Source organism: Nocardia flavorosea (assembly GCF_015477805.1).
Taxonomy (GTDB): domain Bacteria; phylum Actinomycetota; class Actinomycetes; order Mycobacteriales; family Mycobacteriaceae; genus Nocardia; species Nocardia flavorosea_A.
This window is the reverse complement of sequence record NZ_JADLQL010000001.1, coordinates 1592098-1611617: the sequence shown is the minus strand read 5'-3', so window position 1 is coordinate 1611617 and position 19520 is coordinate 1592098. Positions and strand designations below refer to the sequence as shown.

At 67.6% G+C, this 19520-nt stretch carries 22 protein-coding genes; 17 read left to right on the top strand and 5 right to left on the bottom strand.

The window, feature by feature from the left end; all coding sequences use genetic code 11:
• Positions 1-129 precede the first annotated feature (129 nt).
• Positions 130-1038 carry a 4-hydroxy-tetrahydrodipicolinate synthase gene (gene dapA / locus IU448_RS07215; protein WP_195054640.1) on the top strand — a complete coding sequence of 303 codons (909 nt, stop codon included), beginning with the start codon at positions 130-132 and terminating at the stop codon, positions 1036-1038.
• Positions 1035-3044 carry a ribonuclease J gene (locus IU448_RS07210; RefSeq protein ID WP_228812055.1) on the top strand — a complete coding sequence of 670 codons (2010 nt, stop codon included), beginning with the start codon at positions 1035-1037 and terminating at the stop codon, positions 3042-3044. Before dapA ends, IU448_RS07210 begins: the two co-directional genes overlap by 4 nt.
• Positions 3045-3125: 81 nt before the next feature.
• Here the strand turns inward: IU448_RS07210 and IU448_RS07205 are convergent, their stop codons facing one another.
• Together IU448_RS07205 and IU448_RS07200 are read right to left on the bottom strand one after the other, a co-directional pair.
• Positions 3126-3686 carry a hypothetical protein gene (locus tag IU448_RS07205; protein WP_195054639.1) on the bottom strand — a complete coding sequence of 187 codons (561 nt, stop codon included), beginning with the start codon at positions 3684-3686 and terminating at the stop codon, positions 3126-3128.
• 68 nt (positions 3687-3754) lie between these two features.
• The gene (locus tag IU448_RS07200; protein WP_195054638.1) at positions 3755-4150 is read right to left on the bottom strand and encodes a DUF4189 domain-containing protein; all 396 of its coding nucleotides are present in this window, start codon (positions 4148-4150) and stop codon (positions 3755-3757) included.
• A 123-nt stretch (positions 4151-4273) separates the two neighbouring features.
• Here IU448_RS07200 and IU448_RS07195 point away from each other — a divergent pair, with 123 nt between their 5' ends.
• The 3 genes from IU448_RS07195 to IU448_RS07185 all read left to right on the top strand — a co-directional run bounded on the left by IU448_RS07195 (position 4274) and on the right by IU448_RS07185 (position 8821).
• Positions 4274-4897 carry a TIGR03085 family metal-binding protein gene (locus IU448_RS07195; protein ID WP_195054637.1) on the top strand — a complete coding sequence of 208 codons (624 nt, stop codon included), beginning with the start codon at positions 4274-4276 and terminating at the stop codon, positions 4895-4897.
• Positions 4898-5062: 165 nt separating this feature from the next.
• Positions 5063-7681 carry a DNA translocase FtsK gene (locus tag IU448_RS07190; protein WP_195054636.1) on the top strand — a complete coding sequence of 873 codons (2619 nt, stop codon included), beginning with the start codon at positions 5063-5065 and terminating at the stop codon, positions 7679-7681.
• Between the two features lie 135 nt (positions 7682-7816).
• Entirely contained in the window at positions 7817-8821 is a 1005-nt protein-coding gene (locus IU448_RS07185) for a TerC family protein (protein WP_195054635.1), read from the top strand.
• A 48-nt stretch (positions 8822-8869) separates the two neighbouring features.
• Here IU448_RS07185 and IU448_RS07180 read toward each other — a convergent pair whose 3' ends face one another.
• A complete protein-coding gene (locus tag IU448_RS07180) occupies positions 8870-9154 on the bottom strand; it encodes a YciI family protein (protein ID WP_195054634.1) in 285 nt (94 codons plus the stop codon).
• Positions 9155-9222: 68 nt separating this feature from the next.
• Positions 9223-9774: an amino-acid N-acetyltransferase gene (locus tag IU448_RS07175; RefSeq protein ID WP_195054633.1), complete on the bottom strand. Its 552-nt coding sequence runs from the start codon at positions 9772-9774 to the stop codon at positions 9223-9225.
• Between the two features lie 227 nt (positions 9775-10001).
• Here IU448_RS07175 and pgsA point away from each other — a divergent pair, with 227 nt between their 5' ends.
• The 11 genes from pgsA to recX all read left to right on the top strand — a co-directional run bounded on the left by pgsA (position 10002) and on the right by recX (position 18682).
• Complete coding sequence (pgsA, locus tag IU448_RS07170; RefSeq protein WP_228812433.1) at positions 10002-10634, top strand: CDP-diacylglycerol--glycerol-3-phosphate 3-phosphatidyltransferase; 633 nt, start codon at positions 10002-10004, stop codon at positions 10632-10634.
• Positions 10631-11140, top strand: coding sequence for a CinA family protein (locus IU448_RS07165; RefSeq protein ID WP_195054631.1), 510 nt, complete (start codon positions 10631-10633; stop codon positions 11138-11140). The genes pgsA and IU448_RS07165 overlap by 4 nt, the downstream gene beginning before the upstream one ends.
• Before the next feature lie 123 nt (positions 11141-11263).
• Positions 11264-11704, top strand: a complete 441-nt coding sequence (locus IU448_RS07160) for a helix-turn-helix domain-containing protein (RefSeq protein ID WP_195054630.1) — start codon at positions 11264-11266, stop codon at positions 11702-11704.
• A 222-nt stretch (positions 11705-11926) separates the two neighbouring features.
• On the top strand, positions 11927-12760 hold the full coding sequence (gene pspA, locus IU448_RS07155; RefSeq protein WP_195054629.1) for a phage shock protein PspA: 834 nt from the start codon (positions 11927-11929) through the stop codon (positions 12758-12760).
• A 28-nt stretch (positions 12761-12788) separates the two neighbouring features.
• Entirely contained in the window at positions 12789-13727 is a 939-nt protein-coding gene (pspM, locus tag IU448_RS07150) for a phage shock envelope stress response protein PspM (protein ID WP_195054628.1), read from the top strand.
• Positions 13728-13778: 51 nt separating this feature from the next.
• Positions 13779-14012 (top strand): hypothetical protein, encoded by a 234-nt coding sequence (locus IU448_RS07145; RefSeq protein ID WP_195055146.1) that lies wholly within the window; start codon positions 13779-13781, stop codon positions 14010-14012.
• Between the two features lie 76 nt (positions 14013-14088).
• On the top strand, positions 14089-14808 hold the full coding sequence (locus IU448_RS07140; protein WP_195054627.1) for a PIG-L deacetylase family protein: 720 nt from the start codon (positions 14089-14091) through the stop codon (positions 14806-14808).
• A 220-nt stretch (positions 14809-15028) separates the two neighbouring features.
• Positions 15029-16192, top strand: a complete 1164-nt coding sequence (locus tag IU448_RS07135) for a glycosyltransferase (RefSeq protein WP_195054626.1) — start codon at positions 15029-15031, stop codon at positions 16190-16192.
• Positions 16193-16468: 276 nt separating this feature from the next.
• Complete coding sequence (locus tag IU448_RS07130; RefSeq protein ID WP_195054625.1) at positions 16469-16663, top strand: DUF3046 domain-containing protein; 195 nt, start codon at positions 16469-16471, stop codon at positions 16661-16663.
• Positions 16664-16923: 260 nt separating this feature from the next.
• Complete coding sequence (gene recA, locus IU448_RS07125; RefSeq protein WP_195055088.1) at positions 16924-17961, top strand: recombinase RecA; 1038 nt, start codon at positions 16924-16926, stop codon at positions 17959-17961.
• Between the two features lie 127 nt (positions 17962-18088).
• Positions 18089-18682, top strand: coding sequence for a recombination regulator RecX (gene recX / locus IU448_RS07120; protein WP_416382975.1), 594 nt, complete (start codon positions 18089-18091; stop codon positions 18680-18682).
• Between the two features lie 33 nt (positions 18683-18715).
• On the opposite strand, the gene IU448_RS07115 is transcribed toward recX, so the two are convergent.
• Positions 18716-18856, bottom strand: a complete 141-nt coding sequence (locus tag IU448_RS07115; protein ID WP_195054623.1) for a hypothetical protein — start codon at positions 18854-18856, stop codon at positions 18716-18718.
• On the opposite strand from IU448_RS07115, the gene IU448_RS07110 reads away from it, so the two are divergent.
• Entirely contained in the window at positions 18855-19511 is a 657-nt protein-coding gene (locus IU448_RS07110) for a class I SAM-dependent methyltransferase (protein ID WP_195054622.1), read from the top strand. The genes IU448_RS07115 and IU448_RS07110 overlap by 2 nt on opposite strands.
• The last annotated feature ends 9 nt before the right edge of the window (positions 19512-19520 follow it).

The following is a 19520-nucleotide window of genomic DNA, read 5'->3' as shown; positions in this document are numbered from 1 at the left end:
TTTATGATGTCATACAACCCCGGTTCGACGTCATGACGCTGCGTGCGTGATGTCAAGGTTCGCTTCGGCGGCCCAGAACACAGACGAGGGTGTCGAGGGCTGCCCCGTGACCGGGTAGCCTTTCTGACCATGACGAACGGTGAATCGATGCCTCCGGTGTTGAGCGCGTCCGGCACGGTAGGTGTCGCGATGGTGACCCCCTTCAGCGCCGAGGGCAAGCTCGACATAGACACCGGCGTCTCCCTTGCGCATCGTCTGGTCGACCGGGGCGTCGACCTGCTCGCGATCTCCGGCACCACCGGCGAATCGCCGACCACCACCGAATCGGAGAAGGCGGATCTGCTGCGGGCGGTGGTGGACGCGGTCGGTAACCGGGCCACCGTCATCGCCGGCGCCGGAACCTATGACACCGCACATTCCATCGAACTCGCCCGCAATGCCCAGCGCGCGGGCGCCCACGGCCTGCTGGTCGTGACCCCCTACTATTCGCGGCCGACCCAGGAGGGTCTGTTCGCGCATTTCACCGCCGTCGCCGATGCCACCGACCTCCCGGTGACCCTCTACGACATTCCACCCAGATCGGTGGTGCCGATTGCCTCGGATACGATTCGCCGGCTTGCCGAACATCCCCGGATCGTCGCGGTCAAGGACGCCAAAGGCGATCTGAACGCCGGCGCCGCGCTCATCGCCGAAACCGATCTGGCTTTCTACTCGGGCGACGATATGTTGAATCTGCCGTGGCTGGCGATGGGCGCCGTCGGGTTCATCAGTGTGATCGGCCATCTGGTTCCGGAACGGCTGCGCGAGATGGTGGACGCGTTCGCCGCCGGTGACGTGGCGCGCGCCCGGGATATCAACACCAGCCTGCTCTGGCTCAATGCCGCCATGGCGCGGCTCGGCGGAGTGGCGATGACGAAGGGTGGTCTCCGGTTGCTCGGTGTGGATGTCGGTGAACCACGGCTGCCACAGATAATGCCGAGCCCGGAACAGCTCGAGGATCTGGCCGCTGACCTGCGCGCCGCCGGGGTGCTCGAATGACCGGCCCCGCCGCCCGCCGTCCGCGGCGCACCGCCCGCCGCGACGCCGGCCCCGCCGAGCCCGCACCGGCCCCGCAGCCCGACCAGACCGCGGCATCGCCGGCCGCGCGCGGAACCGAGACGCCGGCCGCACCGGAACCGAAGACGGTGGCCGCGCCGGAACCGGCACCCGCGGTGACCGAAACGGCAACTACGGCCGCCGGATCCGATCCCGCACCGGAAGCCCGTTCCGCGCGGGACAAGCCGCGGCGCGGTAACCGACGTTCCTCGGGCCGGGGCCGCGGTGATTCCGGCCGCGCACTACCCTCGGTGCCCCCGGAGATCGCCGCGCAGGACCGGCTCCCACTGCCGCCGAAGCTGCCGCGTCAGGGACTGCGAGTATTCGCGCTCGGCGGTATCGGCGAAATCGGCCGCAATATGACGGTCTTCGAATACGGCGGCAAACTGCTCATCGTCGACTGCGGTGTGCTGTTCCCCGAGGACCAGCAGCCGGGCGTGGACCTCATCCTGCCCGATTTCCGGCCGATCGAGGATCGGATGGACGATGTGGCCGCGGTGGTGCTCACCCACGGGCACGAGGACCATATCGGGGCCGTGCCGTTCCTGCTGCGCCTGCGCCCCGATATCCCGGTGGTGGGGTCGAAGTTCACGCTAGCCCTGGTCGCCGCGAAATGCCGGGAACACCGGTTGCATCCGCGGCTCGTCGAGGTTACCGAGGGTGAACGTAGCGAGCACGGGCCGTTCGATTGTGAGTACTTCGCGGTCAACCATTCCATCCCGGACGCGCTCGCGGTGGCGATCCGGACACCCGCCGGGACCATTCTGCATACCGGCGACATCAAACTCGATCAGCTTCCGCTGGACGGCCGGCTCACCGATCTCGCCGGTTTCTCGCGCCTCGGCGACGAGGGCGTGGATCTGTTCCTGGTCGATTCCACCAATGCCGAGGTCCCCGGTTTCGTCACACCCGAGCGGGAGATCGGCGGTGTCCTGGACACCGTGATCGGTAAGGCACGCAGCCGGGTGATCGTGGCCTCTTTCGCCAGCCATGTACACCGTATCCAGCAGGTTGTGGACGTCGCCCAGAAATACGGCCGCCGCGTCTGTTTCGTCGGCCGGTCGATGGTGCGCAATATGCAGATCGCCCAGGATCTGGGCTTTCTCACGGTGCCGGACGGGCTGGTCGTCGATCTCGACCAGGCCGCCACCCTGCCGCCGGGCAAACTGGTCCTCATCTCCACCGGCTCCCAGGGCGAACCGCTGTCAGCGCTGTCGCGGATGGCGCGCGGCGACCACCGCCAGATCCATATCCGTGCCGACGATCTGGTGGTGCTCGCGTCCTCGCTCATCCCGGGTAACGAGAACTCGGTGTTCACCGTGGTCAACGGGCTGGCCCGGCTCGGCGCGACGGTGATCACCCAGCAGAACGCGAAAGTGCATGTCTCGGGGCATGCGTCGGCCGGGGAACTGCTGTACCTGTACAACGCGGTACGCCCCACCAACGCCATGCCGGTGCACGGGGAATGGCGGCATCTGCGTGCCAACGCCGCGCTCGCGGTCGCCACGGGAGTGCCCGAGGACCGGGTGGTGCTGGCCGAAGACGGTGTGGTCGTGGATCTGGTCGACGGAATTGCCTCCATCGTCGGCCGGGTGCCGGTGGGGCATGTCTATGTCGACGGACTGTCGGTGGGCGACGTCGGCGAATCGACCCTGTCGGACCGGCTGGTTCTCGGTGAGGGCGGTTTCATCGCCATCACCGTCGCCGTGGACGCGACCACCGGTAAAGCGGTGAGCACACCGGAGGTGAGCGGTCGCGGTTTCTCCGACGATCCCACCGCGCTGGCCGAAGCCGCCGAACTGGTGGAGGCCGAACTCCTGCGCCTGGCCGGTGAAGGTATCACCGACACCCATCGCATCGCCCAGAGCGTGCGCCGGGTGGTGGGACGCTGGGTCGCCGACACCTACCGTCGGCGCCCGATGATCGTGCCGACCGTACTCGGCGTCTGACAACCGGCCGTAGACAGCGGAAAACCGCCGGAAGGCAATGCCTCCGGCGGTTTTCACAATGTCCGGTGCCGGTCGTGCGGATCAGGCTTCGGGCTGGCAGGCTGCCGAGTCGAGCTCCGCGGACTTGACGATATTACACGCGAAATCGTGCGCGATCTTCCACTGATCGCCCTCGGCGACGAAATCGACCGTGGCGTTCTCGACCGGAGCGCCGGCGATGGTGACCTCGGCGTCGGCCTTCACCTTGCCCTCCGCGGGCTCGCCGACATTGGTGATCTTCACCGTGACTTCGTTCTTCTTGGCCGCCTCGACGAGCTTGTCGACCAGCTGCGGATCCTGTTCGGCATCCTCGATGAAGCCCAGCTTCTCTTCTTCGCTCACCGCACCGTCGAGCGCCCGGGTGAGTTTGTCGTTCAGTTCCTCGACCGTGGGCTTGGGCAGGTTCGGCGCCGCGGTGGTGGTCGGCGCCTTGCCTTCTTCCCGTCCGTCCTGGGTTTTACCCGATTCGAACTCGGCGGCGGCTTCGGTGCTGGTGGCCGCCGCGTCGGCGGAGGACTCCTCGGTGGACGAGCAGGCGGTGAAGGTGAGGGCGGCGGCGGCCATCGTTACGGCGGCCACGACCCGGAATGGACGAATTTTCACAGTTCTGTTTCCCCTACGCAGGTAATCGGCGAATTCGGCGCCGGCCGGAAAAAGTGGTGGGTACGAACTCACAGGTCGTAGCCGGAAGTGCAGTTCCAGTGCTCGATGTAGGCGTTACCCGGGTTGTTGGCCAGCGCCTCGGCCCGAGCTGCGGACCGGGTCGAACCGGCTCCGTAGCTCAGCCAGTTGTCCGATACCGCGAGCGCACCGCAACCGTTGCGCCAGGAGATCTTGGCGACGCAATCGGCGGCACCGCACCGGTCCTCGGCGGCCGCTTCGGCTTCGGAGTAGCTGTCGTAGTCGTAGGACCATCCGTAGTTACCGGTGGACAGCGAAACCGCGATGGCGCCGTAGTAACTGCTGTACTGCGCGTGCGCGGGTGCCACGGAAGCGGCGAACATCGAACCGACGGTCGCCACCAGAACGGCGGCAACGGTGAGAATCTTCTTCAAAGGTGTTCCCATTCTGTGTGTATCGGTCCACGACCCTATGGACCGAATGACAAAGTACAGAGCATCTCTGCTGCGTAGCAACCGGTTCGGTTCTCATCCCCTCCCCGATGGCTGGGTCTCGGCTAGATTCATCGTGTGAACTTCGCTCAGCGTGAACGCCGTGCATTGGTCGAAACGATGAACGAGACCGGGCCGGACGCGCCAACCCTATGCGGAGACTGGACGGTGCGCGACCTCGCGGCGCATCTGGTCGTCCGGGAACGCCGCCCGGACGCCGCGCCCGGGATCATGTTGCGGCCCTTCGCCGGTTATCTGCAACGGCGCCAGGACGAAACCGCACAGCGGCCGTTCGCCGAGCTCCTGGAACTGGTCCGCAGCGGCCCGCCGTGGTGGTCGCCGTTGCGTCCGGTGGACGCGATCGCCAATCTCAGCGAAATGTTCGTCCACCACGAGGATGTCCGGCGGGCGGAGTCCGGCTGGGAGCCCCGGGAGTTGCCGGACCGCGATCAGCAGCGGCTCTGGTCGGTGCTGCGGCGGATGGGCAAGATGGCCTACCGCAAATCTCCCGTGCCGGTGGAACTCTCGACACCGGCGGGGGACCGGGTCCGCGTGGTGGACAAGCCCGGCCCGGTAGTGACCTTGACCGGTGCCCCCGCCGAACTGCTGTTGCACGCATTCGGGCGGGAGCAGGTCCGGATCGAATCGGACGGGGAGCCGCAGGCCGTTCGGCAGGTACTCGAACTGGATCGTTCGATCTGACCCCGGCCATGGGAGACCTGCCCCGCCGGGGCCTGGCCGGGCCGTGGAAAACGGCCGCATCCCGACCGCGGGTACCGGCGGGCGGGCGAGAATCACCACCGTCCCAGAGCCCGGTACCAGTGTTGCGGATGGTCCGGATGGGGTTGTTGCGGCTAGCCTGAGCCCATGGCAGGTAAGTCCCGCGGCACAACCACACCGGGTGCGCGGGCGGGATCGGCTCGGGGGCGGACCACCGCGGCCCGTTCTCGTTCGGGCACGCGTCGATCGGACGGCGCGGCACGGGCCCAGGGCCCGGCGCGTAAAACCGCACCGCAGGGGGCCGCGCGCAAGGCGCCCGCCCCTCGCGCTCGGCGCACCACGCGTCGTCCCGCCCCGCCGCGGCGTTCGGATACCGCCCCGCTGGCCGTGCTCACCAGGTTGGTGAGCGGCGGATGGACCGTAGCGGCCCGCGGCGTCGGCGCCACCACGCGCGCGATCAGCCGTGCGGGGGAGATCGAACACGGACATCGCCGTGATGGGATCGCGCTGGGGCTGATCGCCGTCAGCGCCGTGATCGCGGCAGCGGTCTGGTTGTCGGCGGGCGGGCCCATCGGGCGCTGGGTGGAAGGTCTCATCCGCGCGGTCACCGGTTCGGCCTCCTCGGTACTGCCGTTCGTGGCCGCCGGTATCGCCGTCGTGCTCATGCGTACCGAACCACGTCCGGATATCCGGCCGCGCCTGGTGTTGGGTGGGTTGCTGATCGGGTTGCCGTTCCTGGGGCTGTGGCATATCGCCGACGGCGGTCCGGCCGATGCCGCGGGACGCGCCGATGCCGCGGGATTCGTCGGTTTCGTTATCGGCGGGCCGCTCACCGACGGGCTCACGGCCTGGCTTTCGGTCCCGATTCTCCTGCTGGCCATGGTGTTCGGTGTGTTGCTGGTCACCGGTACGACGGTTCGCGAGGCACCGCAGCGGTTGCGGGAATTCTTCGGCGCGCCCGGCTACGACGACGATTATCGCGACGGATACGACCCGATCGACGAATACGAGCAGGCCGAACCGCCCGGGCGGTCCCGCCGCCGTGGCCGCACACCGGCCGAGAGCTATCCGGCCGACGAGTTCACCGGGCCGCCGGTGGGCCCGGGCGACGCCGGGGAACCTCCGCTGCGCGACGCCAAACCGATCGCCGCGACCGGGGAGGAGAAACCGGCCGGACGCAAGAAACGCAAACCCGCTGCCGCGGCACCGGTCGACCAGACCCCGCTGCCGGAGCCGGCACCGGAATTCGTCGCCGACCGGGTGGCCGAGGGCGATTACACCCTGCCCCCGATGAATCTGCTGGTCGACGGCGATCCACCGCGTCGCCGTAGCGCCGCCAACGAATCGATGATCGAGGCGATCACCGAGGTGCTGGTGCAGTTCAAGATCGATGCGGCAGTCACCGGGTTCGTCCGCGGACCGACGGTCACCCGGTACGAGGTCGAACTCGGCCCGGGTGTGAAAGTCGAGAAGATCACCGCGCTGACCCGCAATATCGCCTACGCCGTGGCGACCGAGAACGTGCGCCTGCTCGCTCCGATCCCGGGTAAGTCCGCTGTCGGTATCGAGGTGCCCAACGCCGACCGGGAACTCGTGCGGCTGGCCGATGTGCTGAAGGCGCCGTCCACCCGCAACGATCACCATCCGCTGGTGATCGGCCTGGGCAAGAACATCGAGGGCGAGTTCCTGGCGGCGAATCTGGCCAAGATGCCGCATCTGCTGGTGGCCGGCTCCACCGGCTCCGGTAAGTCCAGTTTCGTCAATTCGATGCTGGTATCGCTGCTGCAGCGGGCTACCCCGGACGAGGTCCGGATGATTCTGATCGACCCGAAGATGGTGGAGTTGACTCCGTACGAGGGCATCCCGCATCTGATCACCCCCATCATCACCCAGCCCAAGAAGGCCGCGGCGGCGCTGGCCTGGCTGGTGGAGGAGATGGAACAGCGCTATCAGGACATGCAGGCCAGCAAGGTCCGCCATATCGACGATTTCAACCGGAAGGTGAAATCCGGCGCGATCACCACACCGCTGGGCAGCGAACGCGTCTACCGGCCGTACCCGTACATCCTGGCCATCGTCGACGAACTAGCAGATCTCATGATGACCGCACCGCGCGATGTCGAGGATGCCATCGTGCGGATCACCCAGAAGGCCCGGGCCGCCGGTATCCACCTCGTCCTGGCGACTCAGCGACCGTCGGTCGACGTGGTGACGGGTCTCATCAAGACCAATGTGCCCTCGCGGCTGGCCTTCGCGACCTCCTCGCTCACCGATTCACGGGTCATTCTCGACCAGCCCGGTGCCGAGAAGCTCATCGGTATGGGCGACGGCCTGTTCCTGCCGATGGGCGCCGGGAAACCGACTCGTCTGCAGGGCGCCTTCATCAGCGACGAGGAAATCCACGGGGTCGTCGAGTTCACCAAGAACCAGGCCGAGCCGGAGTACACCGAGGGCGTCACCGCCGCCAAGGCGGGGGAGAAGAAGGACGTCGATCCCGATATCGGCGACGACCTCGATGTTCTGCTGCAGGCCGTGGAACTGGTGGTGACCTCCCAATTCGGTTCCACCTCGATGTTGCAGCGCAAACTGCGGGTCGGGTTCGCCAAGGCGGGACGATTGATGGACCTGATGGAGACCCGTGGTGTGGTGGGGCCCAGCGAGGGGTCCAAGGCGCGCGATGTGCTGGTGAAACCGGATGAGCTCGATGGTTTGCTCTGGTCGATCCGCGGCGGCGGGGACGAGAATCCGGAACCGGAACAACCATGACGGATGCGGCCGTGCCCTCGGGCTCGGCCGCGGCGGGTGTGCGACGATAAACCGGCAACCGCCCCGCAATACGACTGAATCGGGCATATCGGGCATGATTGTCACCATGACTCGTACCGCTGAACGGATCACCGTATGCAGGTAACCGCTCTCGTGTGGGGAATCACCATCGCGGTGATCCTCGGCCTGTTCGTTTTCGACTTCTTCGCCCATGTGCGGACACCGCACGAACCGACCTTCCGCGAATCGGCGTTCTGGTCGGCCGTGTACATCGGCCTGGCGCTCGCCTTCGGCGGGGTGATCGCCTGGAAATGGGGCGGCACCTTCTCCGGTGAGTACTACGCCGGTTTCGTCACCGAGAAGGCCCTCTCGGTGGACAACCTGTTCGTCTTCCTGATCATCATGTCCACCTTCGCCGTGCCGCGGATGTATCAGCAGAAGGTGCTGCTGATCGGCATCGTTGTCGCACTGGTGATGCGCGGTATCTTCATCGCGGTCGGCGCCGCGGCGATCAGCGCGTTCAGCTGGGTCTTCTACCTGTTCGGATTGTTCCTGGTCTACACCGCGGTCAAACTGCTGCGGGAGAGCGGGCACGAGGTCGAGGAGGAACAAAAACGCGACAGCAGGATCGTCGCACTGACGAAACGGCTGGTCCCCACCACCGAAAGCTACGACGGCGACAAACTGATCACCCGGATCGACGGCCGCCGGGTGGTCACCCCCATGCTGCTGGCACTATTGGCCATCGGTTTCGCCGATCTGCTGTTCGCGCTCGATTCCATTCCGGCGATCTACGGTCTCACCGAAGAGCCCTACATCGTGTTCACCGCGAACGCGTTCGCGCTGATGGGTCTGCGGCAGCTGTACTTCCTCATCGGCGGCCTGCTGGACCGGCTGGTGTACCTGTCCTACGGTCTGTCCGCGATCCTGGCGTTCATCGGCGTCAAACTGGTCCTGCACGCGCTGCACGAGAACAATCTGCCGTTCATCAACGGCGGTGAACACGTGAGCGTGCCGGAGATCTCCACGGGCCTGTCGCTGTCGGTGATCATCGGGATCCTGGTGGTCGCGACGGTTGCCAGTCTGCTGCGCACGCGTGGTGCGGCGCGGCCGCAATCAGCCGGGGAACCGAAGGACTAGGCGGCTACGCGTACCGGCCGGGGCAAGACGGCCGGTACGCGGTGTCCGTCAGTCGGCGAACGCGCCGAAGACTGGTTGCCATTCGGCCGCCCGCACCTCGGCGATCAGCTCCTCCTGCGCGAACGGGTCGGCGGCCAGCAGTTGCCCGAGCGCCTCGGCGTCCGTGGTGCGGAACAGCAACAGTGCACCGGAACCGTCCGGATACGGCCCACTGCTGAGCAGGGTTTCCGCCGCGAGCTGGCCGGCGAGCCAGGTCCGGTGGCGGGGCCGATGCACATCTCGCGCGGCGGCTGTGGCATCGGAGTATGTGTACTGGACGGCGAAGATCGGCACGGCTCGACTCTAATGCGCGGCCGGCCGATGCCCGCCGGGCGCGGCGGAAAACGTCATCCGGGCCTACCTCAGAGCGTGCGCAGCATCCGGGTGTTGCCGAGCGTGTTCGGTTTCACATAACTGAGATCCAGGAACTCCGCGACACCGGTGTCGTAGGACCGGCACATCTCCGCGTAGACCTCCGCGGTGACCGGGGTGCCGTCGATTTCGGCGAACCCGTGCCGGGCGAAGAATTCGACCTCGAACGTGAGCACGAACAACCGGCTCAACTCTAGTTCGCGAGCCACTCCGATGAGCTGGTCCACGATGAGTTTGCCCACACCGTGCCCCTTCACATCGGGCAGTACCGCCACCGTGCGCACCTCACCCAGATCCGCCCACAGGACATGCAGCGCCCCGCACCCCACCACGCGATCCCCGAGTTCGGCGACCCAGAACTCCTGCACGGATTCGTACAGGTTGACGAGGTTCTTCTCCAGCAGGATCCGGCCCGCGTACACATCGACGAGCGATTTGATCGCCGGGACATCGGATGTGCGAGCGCGACGCACCCGCACGGAGGCGGTCTGCGTACCGGGCGCATCGCCGGTCGCGCTGCCCAGGGGTCCCCGTGAGGTCATGGGGTGCACAGTAGTCGGCAGCCGTACCGATAGTCTGAGTGTGTGCCGCAGACTCCACCCGCTCGCTCGTCCTCGCGCCCGTCTCCCGGCGCGCCGGTGCGGCGACCGGCTCGCGCGGCGGCGCACGGGCGCGCACGGGCGGCGGCACGAGGACGAACCTGCGCGGTGGCGCAGGACCGATGGGGCACACACGCGCGGGGACGGCTATGAGCGTGCATCCGGAGGAGATGGATCGGCGGCTTTCTGCCGCCGCGCCGCCACGTGGCGAGCGCGCCGCGGCACCCGCCGAATCGGCGGTTCCGCTGCTGAACATCGCGAATATCCTCACCATGGCGCGCATCGCGCTGGTTCCGTTGTTCGTGCTGGCCCTGTTCGCCGGCGACGGTCACCACACGGGATGGCGGATCACCGCGACCGTGCTGTTCGCGCTCGCTGCGATCACCGACCGTTTCGACGGTCAACTGGCCCGCAAGTACGGTCTGGTCACCGATTTCGGCAAACTGGCCGACCCCATCGCCGACAAGGCCCTCATCGGCTCGGCATTGATCGGACTGTCCGTGCTCGGCGATCTGGCGTGGTGGATGACCGCCGTCATCTGTGCCCGCGAAATCGGGATCACGCTGTTGCGGCTGGCGGTGGTGCGACGCGGTGTCATACCGGCCGGTCGCGGCGGCAAACTCAAAACCCTGGTCCAGTCGCTGGCGATCGGTGTCCTGTTGTTGCCGCTGGCCGGCGGTTTCGCGACCGCGGGAATGGTGCTGATGTGGATCGCGTTGTTGCTCACGGTGGTGACGGGATTGGACTACGTCGGCCAGGCCGTGCGGCTGTGGCTGGCCGGACCGCACCGTAGCCGCCGATGACCACGACCGACCCGCTCACCCGGGATACCGCCGCCGCGGAACTCGTCGCCGCGTTGCGCGACAGCGGCCACACGGTCGCGACCGCCGAATCGCTCACCGCGGGCCTGGTCGCCGCCACGATCGCGGGGGTGCCCGGGGCCAGCGCGGTGCTGCGTGGTGGGCTGGTGGTGTACGCCACCGATCTCAAACATCACCTGGCCGGGGTCGACGAACAGGTGCTGGCGGGTGAAGGTCCGGTGGCGGCGTGCACCGCCGAACAGCTCGCGGTCGGCGCCCGCACCAGATGTGCCGCCGACTGGGGAATAGCACTGACCGGAGTCGCCGGACCCGATCCGCAGAACGGAATCGAGGTCGGCACCGTCTATCTCGGTCTCGCCGGGCCGGGGCATACCGAGGTCGTGCGGTTGAAACTGACCGGCGACCGGTGGAATATCAGGTTCACAGCGACTCGCGCCGCGGTAGCGGAACTGCTGCGGTGCGTGCGGGGCGCCTCACCCACCCGGTGAGCGGTCCCGCGTCCGGCCCGGGAACCTCCGGGGCCGGTTCCGACGTTGTGCAGAAGAGAACCGCGTGCGTGCCGTGGGCTGCGGCATCAGAGGCGACGAGCCGACCGGGAGAAGGAGAACTCGATGACGCTGCTGCGAGAAGCGATCGGGGACAGTCTGCGGCGTGCGCGCCTCGCCCAGAGCCGGACCCTGCGCGAAGTATCCACCTCGGCGCGGGTGAGCCTGGGCTACCTGTCCGAAGTGGAACGGGGACGTAAGGAGGCTTCCAGCGAACTGCTGGCGGCGATCTGCGAAGCACTCGATGTACCGCTCGCCCGGGTGCTGTGGGATGTGAGCACGACCATCGCCGGCGAAGAGCTTCCCGTGGCCGCCACGCCCGGACGGGATGCCGCCGAACCGGCCGCCGTCGAGCCGGCTGCCGAGCCGGCCGCACCCGAGCCCGCCCCGGCCGGTGCCACCGCGTCGATGCCGGCGGCATCCGCCCGGCCGCAGGTCGACGGCGATACCCGGATCGTCATCCCGGCTCCCACGAACGGCCCGCTGGTCCTGGTCGAAGCGGCCTGAACCGGCCATAGCCCCGGTATATCCGATCGTGACAATGCGAGTAATGCACTGGAACAGATAGATTCGTAGGAGGCGTCCGCGGGCCGCCCGCGGCGTGACGCGGCGCTTTTCGGTATCCGGTACCGGGCGCCGCATGGTGGAGGATAGGTACCGATAAGTGCGTGACGGTCGCGCACTGGCGAGTCGCCCAGGCGGCACAGTAGATGGAGGCGGGATCAACCGATGGCTAATCCGTTCACGAAGGCCTGGAAGTATCTGATGGCCCTCTTCGACTCCAAGATCGAGGAGCACGCGGATCCGAAGGTCCAGATTCAGCAGGCTATCGAAGAAGCGCAACGCCAGCACCAGGCCCTGTCCCAGCAGGCCGCCTCGGTGATCGGAAACCAGCGGCAGCTCGAGATGAAGCTGAACCGCCAGCTCGACGAGGTGGAAAAGCTCAACGCCAACGCCCGGCAGGCGGTCTCCCTGGCGGATCAGGCCAATGCCGCCGGGGATACCGAGAAGGCGATCCAGTACACCAACGCCGCCGAGGCATTCGCCGCCCAGCTGGTCACCGCGGAACAGTCGGTCGAAGACCTGAAGGTGTTGCACGATCAGTCGCTGCAGGCCGCCGCGCAGGCCAAGAAGGCGGTCGAGCAGAACGCGATGCTGCTGCAGCAGAAGGTCGCCGAGCGCACCAAACTGCTCAGCCAGCTCGAACAGGCCAAAATGCAGGAGCAGGTCAGCGCCTCGCTGCAGCAGATGGACAGCACCCTGTCCGCCCCCGGCAGCGTTCCCAGCCTCGACGCGGTGCGCGACAAGATCGAACGCCGCTATGCCAACGCTCTCGGATCGGCCGAACTCGCCCAGAACAGCGTCCAGGGCCGGATGGCCGAGGTCCAGCAGGCCAGCATCCAGATGGCGGGCCACAGCCGCCTGGAACAGATCCGGGCCTCCATGCGGGGCGACGCGCTGCCCGCGGGCGGTGCCAACCCCGCGCTCGACCAGGGCAAGTCCGCCGCCGAGCCCGCCCAGCCCCAACCACAGATGAACAAAGGCCAGACCGCTCAGCAGTAGCGGGACGAGAGTTCGGCGAGGACAGCATATGAAGTCTGATCGAGGCCGGTACCCCGCCGGGGCCCCGGGGTTCGACCCTGCCCGCCCGGATCTCTCACAGCAGGCCGTCTCCGTAGCCGAGTCCCTCCGGACGGCCGGGGAGAACGCGCTCGTGGCCGTCCGGCGCTGGGCGGACCCACGGGAACGTGAACTCCGCCGCCGCCGGCGGGCTCGGCGCCGCAGTATCGGCCTGAGTACCGCGTCCGGCCTGACCACCGCCGGAACGGTCGGCCTGATCATCCTGTCCGCGCCCGCCTGGGCAGTGCTCGTCGTGGGTGGTGGTGCCATTGCCCTGGTCACCGGCGCGGCACTGAGCACCCGGCGTTACTTGCAGTTGCGTCGCGCGCCGCTTCCGCTCGCGGGTTACGTCCCGCGCAAACTTCCGTCTGCTCGCTCCGCGGCTCGCCCCGCGATATCGCGACTGGCCCGCGCCGAACGGGCCCTGCACGATGTGGCCGGCCAGATCGCGCGCACCCGCCGGCTACCCGCCGACGAATTGGACGACCTGGTGGCCACCGCGTCCTCCGGTGCTGCCGCCCTGACCGCGCTCGCCACCGATATCGCCACCATGGAGGGCGCCGTACGCACCCTTGCCGGGGGTGCGGCCCCGCTCACCGATGCGGCCGATCTGCACCGTCTGAACGAAACCGTGCAATCGATCGTCGCGCGCCTCGATACCGGTGTCACCGAATACGAGCAGGTCGTGGCCGCGGCCACCCGAATCCTGGCCGTGGACGAAACAGGCGCGTTGCGCTACGAATTCGACGGTATCGTCACCGACCTCCGCCAGGCCGCCGACCGGATGGACGGCTGGGCCCAAGCGCTCACCGAACTCGCCGACCGAGCCCCCGAACCGCTGCTACCGCCCGCCCCGCCGGGGGTACCCACGCCCGTCGGGGAACCCGCGCGGTATCCCGGCCACGGCTGAGATCCCACTCAGGGACAACCCTGATCTTCCCCCTATATTGCCTTTCACCTGGTGATTTCCCGTTCCCGCGGTGCCATCCTCGACGTAGGAGACAATCGCTGGGAGGCAAAAATGCTGTGGAAGATCATCGGCGTGGTCGCCGTAGTCTGGATCGCGCTGGCGGTGATCGGCGCGCTGATCAAGGGGCTGTTCCCGATCTTGGTGATCAGCGCCGTGGTGTTCGGACTGTATCTGCTGTACAAGGCGATCTCGGGATCGGACGACAATTCCGTGACCAAGGTCTGAACGGCCGTCGATCGTGGTGCCCCGTGGTGGTCCGGTTCCCGCCGCATCCGCGCTCCGGATCGGCCAGGATGGAAGTATGGCAACGGTTCCCCCGCTTCCCGAAGACTGGCAGCGCGCACTGGTGATCGTCGCGCACCCCGACGATATCGAATACGGGGTCGCGGCGGCTGTAGCCCGCTGGACCGGCCAGGGCAAGGACGTCCGATACGTGCTGGCCACTTCGGGTGAGGCGGGAATCGCCGGTCTGCCGCCCGTGCAGTCCGGTCCGCTCCGGGAAGCCGAGGAGCGGGCTTCGGCAGCCGTCGTCGGGGTATCGGACGTCGAATTCCTCGGCCACCCGGACGGCCGCCTGGAAGCGAGTCTGGAACTACGCCGCGACCTGGCGGCCGCAATCCGGCGGCATCGTCCGCAGCTCGTCGTCCTCGGGCATTTCGGTCCGACCTGGGCACCGGGGTTGGTCAACAGCGCCGACCACCGGGCGGTGGGACGCGCCGGACTCGACGCGATATCCGATGCGGGAAACGAATGGATATTCCCCGAAATCGCCGAACTGGCACCATGGAACGCGCGTTGGGCGGCTGTCGCGGTTCCCGGTGGAGCCACCCACGCGGTGGACGTCACCGCCACTGTCGATACGGCCGAGGCGTCGCTGGCGGAACATCGGCGCTATCTCGAAGTGCTGAATCCGGAGCAGTCCGTGGCCGAGCAGGCCCGGGCGGTGGTGGCGATGACGACGGGGCCTATCGCCGGTTTTCCCGCCGCTCGAGCGGTCGGTTTCGAATTGTTCACCTTTTGAGTTCGGTCCACGTGGTGGCCCGGCCTCGATCGGGATGCCGCCGACCGGTGTTCCATCGGCCCGATGCGCGGTATCGGACTCGGTGCGTCGGCCGGAACACTCCGCACCCTCGAACGGGCGAGCCGGCCCGGCGGGATCCGCCGATCACGCCGGCCGAACGATATAGCGGGACCTCGAACCCCACGCACAGCGGTGCGCCCGGTCATGGCAGGCTGGGCGGATGCGAGTAGCTGTTGTCGCCGGTCCCGATCCGGGCCATGCGTTTCCCGCTATCGCGATATGCCTGCGCTTTCTCGAAGCGGGTGACGAACCGGTACTGTTCACCGGTCCCCGGTGGTTCGATGCCGCGCGGGAAGCCGGGATCGGGGTGCGCCGGCTGAAGGGGCTGGCCCCACGGCCGGGGGACGACGACGCCGATGCCGGTGCGCGGATTCATCAACGGGCGGCTTATATCTCGACCGAGATCCTGCCCGAGCTCAGCGCCATGCTGCCCGAACTGGTCGTATCGGATGTGCTGACGGCGGGCGGCGGAATGGCGGCCGAACGGCTGCGGGTCCCGTGGGTGGAGCTTTCCCCGCATCCGCTCTACCTCCCGTCGAAGGGGCTGCCGCCCATCGGCAGCGGTCTTGCACCGGGTACCGGATTGCGTGGTCGTGCCCGCGATGCGGTACTGCGGAAATTCACGGCTCGCGCAGTGCGCACCGGTACGCGTCAACGTGAACTGGCCCGGGCGGGGGTAGGACTACCGGCCGCCGACCCCGGACCGGCCGCGCGGTTGATCGCCACACTGCCCGCACTCGAAGTGCCGCGTCCTGATTGGCCGGCGAACGCCCATCTCGTCGGGCCGCTGTTCTGGGAGCCCACCGACCGGATCCTCGAAGCGCCGCCCGGCGACGAGCCGCTGGTGATGGTCGCTCCGTCCACCGCACATACCGGTGTGGACGGAATGGTCGGCACCGTGCTGGCGGCGCTCGACGGGGCCGGGGTGCGGGTGGCGATCTCCATGCTGGACGAACCGCCGGCCGAGTTGCCGTCCTGGGCGCGGGCCGGGCTGGGACGCCAGGACGAACTGCTGTCCCGGTCGTCGGTGGTGATCGGCGGCGGCGGGCATGGGTTGCTGGCCAAAGCCTTGTCCGCCGGAGTGCCCGTGGTCACGGTTCCGGGCGGCGGAGATCAGTGGGAACTGGCCAACCGTGCGGCGCGCCAGGGGGGCTCGCTGCTGATCCGGCCCCTGACCGCAGACTCGGTGCGCGCGGCGGTCCGCCGGGTCCTGGACGAGCCCGGTTTCGCCGCCGCGGCCGGCACCGCCGCGGCGGGGGCCGGTGATGTCGCGGATCCGGTGGATATCTGTCGCCGGGTGGTGGGCGGCGTTCGGGCGGGTTGATCTGCGGGGCCCGGTGTGTCGCAGGCCGGGAGATTTTCGGCGCCGGCAGTGTCCGGCGAGTCGTTTCGTGAGCGCCGGTGGTATCCGCCGCCGTCGTGCAAGTCGTAGGTGGTGGCGGGGACGTCGACCGCGTCGAGGGTACGGGGACCGTCTTTGTGTTCCGGTGGGTTGATTCGTATACGTGGGTGCGGGATGGGGCCGGTGGTCACCGTCGCCGGTGCGGGGTGTACTGATCCGCGGGCGGCGTGCGGCGTGCGGACAGGTATCTTCGGCACCGTGCGGTTGACGGAATTCCAGGAACTCTTGCACACCGAATTCGGCGAGACCCGGGGTGACACCCTGCTGAACGATCACGTCATCCTCGCGTTGGGCGGCCGGACCGGCTCCGCCGCCATCGAAGCCGGTGTGGACCCCCGCGAGGTGTGGCGCGCGCTGTGCGCCGAATTCGATGTTCCGCGCTCCCGGTGGTGAAACGGCCCCCGGTGGCCGGCTCGTCCTGCGCTGCGGTGATGCCGCGCCGACTTCGCGCGGTGGTTCACCACAGGTGGCCCCCGTACCGACGGGATGAGGAACCGGGCAGTGGCGGGCTGAACGGCGACGCGCGGATCCAGAGCTTGACTCGAACACCTGTTCGTCTAGGCTGAGCGCCGGAACTTGTCGGTGCCGCCCTCTACCGTGGGCACCAACCACACCACCTACCTACCAACCAACCGGTGAAAAGGGGAGTCACGATGGCGCCACAGGCCTACGACCGCGACAAGGCGCTGGAGCTCGCGCTCGCACAGGTCGAGAAGAGTTTCGGCAAGGGCGCGGTGATGCGCCTCGGGGAGGAGGCCCGTCAGCCCGTCTCGGTTATCCCGACCGGTTCCATCGCCTTGGATGTCGCGCTGGGTATCGGGGGGCTGCCGCGCGGCCGGATCGTCGAGGTCTACGGTCCGGAATCGTCCGGTAAGACCACCGTCGCCCTGCACGCCGTCGCCAATGCGCAGGCCCTCGGCGGAGTCGCCGCCTTCATCGACGCAGAGCACGCCCTCGATCCCGATTACGCCGCCAAACTCGGCGTCGATACCGATGCTCTGCTGGTTTCCCAGCCCGATACCGGTGAACAGGCCCTGGAAATCGCCGATATGCTGGTCCGCTCCGGCGCGATCGATATCATCGTCATCGACTCGGTCGCCGCGCTGGTACCCCGCGCCGAAATCGAAGGCGAAATGGGTGACAGCCATGTCGGCCTGCAGGCCCGCCTGATGAGCCAGGCCCTGCGCAAGATGACCAGCGCCCTGAACAATTCCGGCACCACCGCGATCTTCATCAACCAGCTGCGCGAGAAAATCGGTGTCATGTTCGGTTCCCCCGAAACCACGACGGGTGGCAAGGCGTTGAAGTTCTATGCGTCGGTTCGCCTGGATGTCCGGCGTATCGAAACATTGAAGGACGGTAGCGATGCAGTGGGCAACCGGACTCGGGTGAAGGTCGTGAAGAACAAGGTGAGCCCGCCGTTCAAACAGGCCGAATTCGACATCCTGTACGGTCACGGGATTTCGAAGGAGGGTTCGCTGATCGATATGGGGGTGGAGCACGGGTTCATCCGTAAATCCGGTTCCTGGTACACCTACGAGGGCGATCAGCTCGGTCAGGGCAAAGAGAACGCCCGGAAATTCCTGCTGGACAACACCGATATCCGCGACGAGGTCGAGAAGAAGATCAAGGAAAAACTGGGTATCGGTGCGGATGTGACCGCTACGGAGGAGACTCCGGCCGATTTCTGACCCGATGAATCAGCGCGCCGTGTCCGGTGGCTCGGAGCAGTCCGATCCGGTGGCGGAGGTCCGTCGCCGGCTGGACGAGATCCTGGCAGCCGGCGGCCGGTCCACCGGCTCCGGCCGGGGAGATCGGGTGGACGAGTCCGATCCGCAGCGGACTCGCCCGCCCGATTCCGGAGATTCCGGGGGGCCATCGGGTATCGGTGGCAGCCCATCGGATGGATCCTTGGAACAGGCCAAGGAAGCATGTTTGCGGCTGCTCGCCGTCCGTGCCCGCAGCCGGGGCGAACTCGCCCAGCGACTGGCCGCCAAAGGGTTCGCCGCGGACGTGACCGGCCGGGCACTGGACCGGCTGGCCGAGGTGGGGCTGGTCGACGATGCCGAATTCGCCCGGCAGTGGGTGCGGCAACGGCACACCTTCTCCGGAAAAGGGCGGCAGGCGCTGGCCCAGGAGTTGCGCCGTAAAGGGGTGGCGCCCGACGAAACGGCGGCCGCGCTCGCGGACATCACCGACGATGACGAACACGTCCGAGCCACCGAATTGGTGCGCCGCAAACTGCGGACATTGCCCGCGGGGCTGGACCAGGAGAAGGCCATCCGCCGGCTCGTGGGGATGCTCGCCCGCCGCGGCTACGGCCATTCCGTGGCGTACTCGGTGGTCAAGGCCGAATGGGAGGCGCGCGGAGCGGATTGTGGTGTCGATGAACCCGATACATCGTTCGATTGACCAACTGCGGCTCGGTACCGGCCGATCGCCGGGTCAACGCCTGGTGATGATGTAGTGGCCGGTGGTTTCCTGGAACTCGACGGCCGTGGCGACAGTCGCGTCGTCGAGTGTCGTGGCACGGTAGGTCGCGCGGTCGATGGCGGGCGTCCTCGGCAGGCGGGATAATGCGGGCATGCTGCTGGCCCGACTCGACCGGTTCAACCGTCGCCATCCGTGGAGCCACAATGATCATTACGGCCGATGGGTCGAACGCCGGGTGGTGGCTTCCGGCGCCCGGGATGTACTGGATATCGGATGCGGAACGGGAAACCTCATCGCCCGGCTGCGTGACCGGGTTCCCCGGATCACCGGCCTCGAACCCGACCTCGCCTCGGCCCGCGCGGCAGCAGACCGGTTCGCCGGTGATTCTGGTGTACGAATCGTGCGGTCCGATTTCGCCGGTCGCGATCGGACTGGGCGCTGGGATGCGGTAATCCTGGTCGCTGTCCTGCATCATCTGCCTCTGGTCCCGGCCATGCGGGAACTACGCGAATGCCTGCTCCCGGGCGGGCGACTTGTGATCGTCGGCTGTTATCGCACAGCGGGCCCGGTGGACGTGCTCGCCGCGCTGCCCGCAGCTGTCCTCAATCCGATTATGGGAATGCTCAAGCATCCCGCGCGCGCCACCGCGCTGCCGGCGCATATGCGGGCGCCCACCGCGGAGCCGCGGGACAGCCTGGCGGAGATCCGGGCCGCCGCCGGGCGCGAACTTCCGGGAGCCCGGATCCAGCGTCGCCTGTTCTGGCGATACACCCTCGTCTACGACGCCCCGGCGGATACGGCATCGTAACCGGACCCC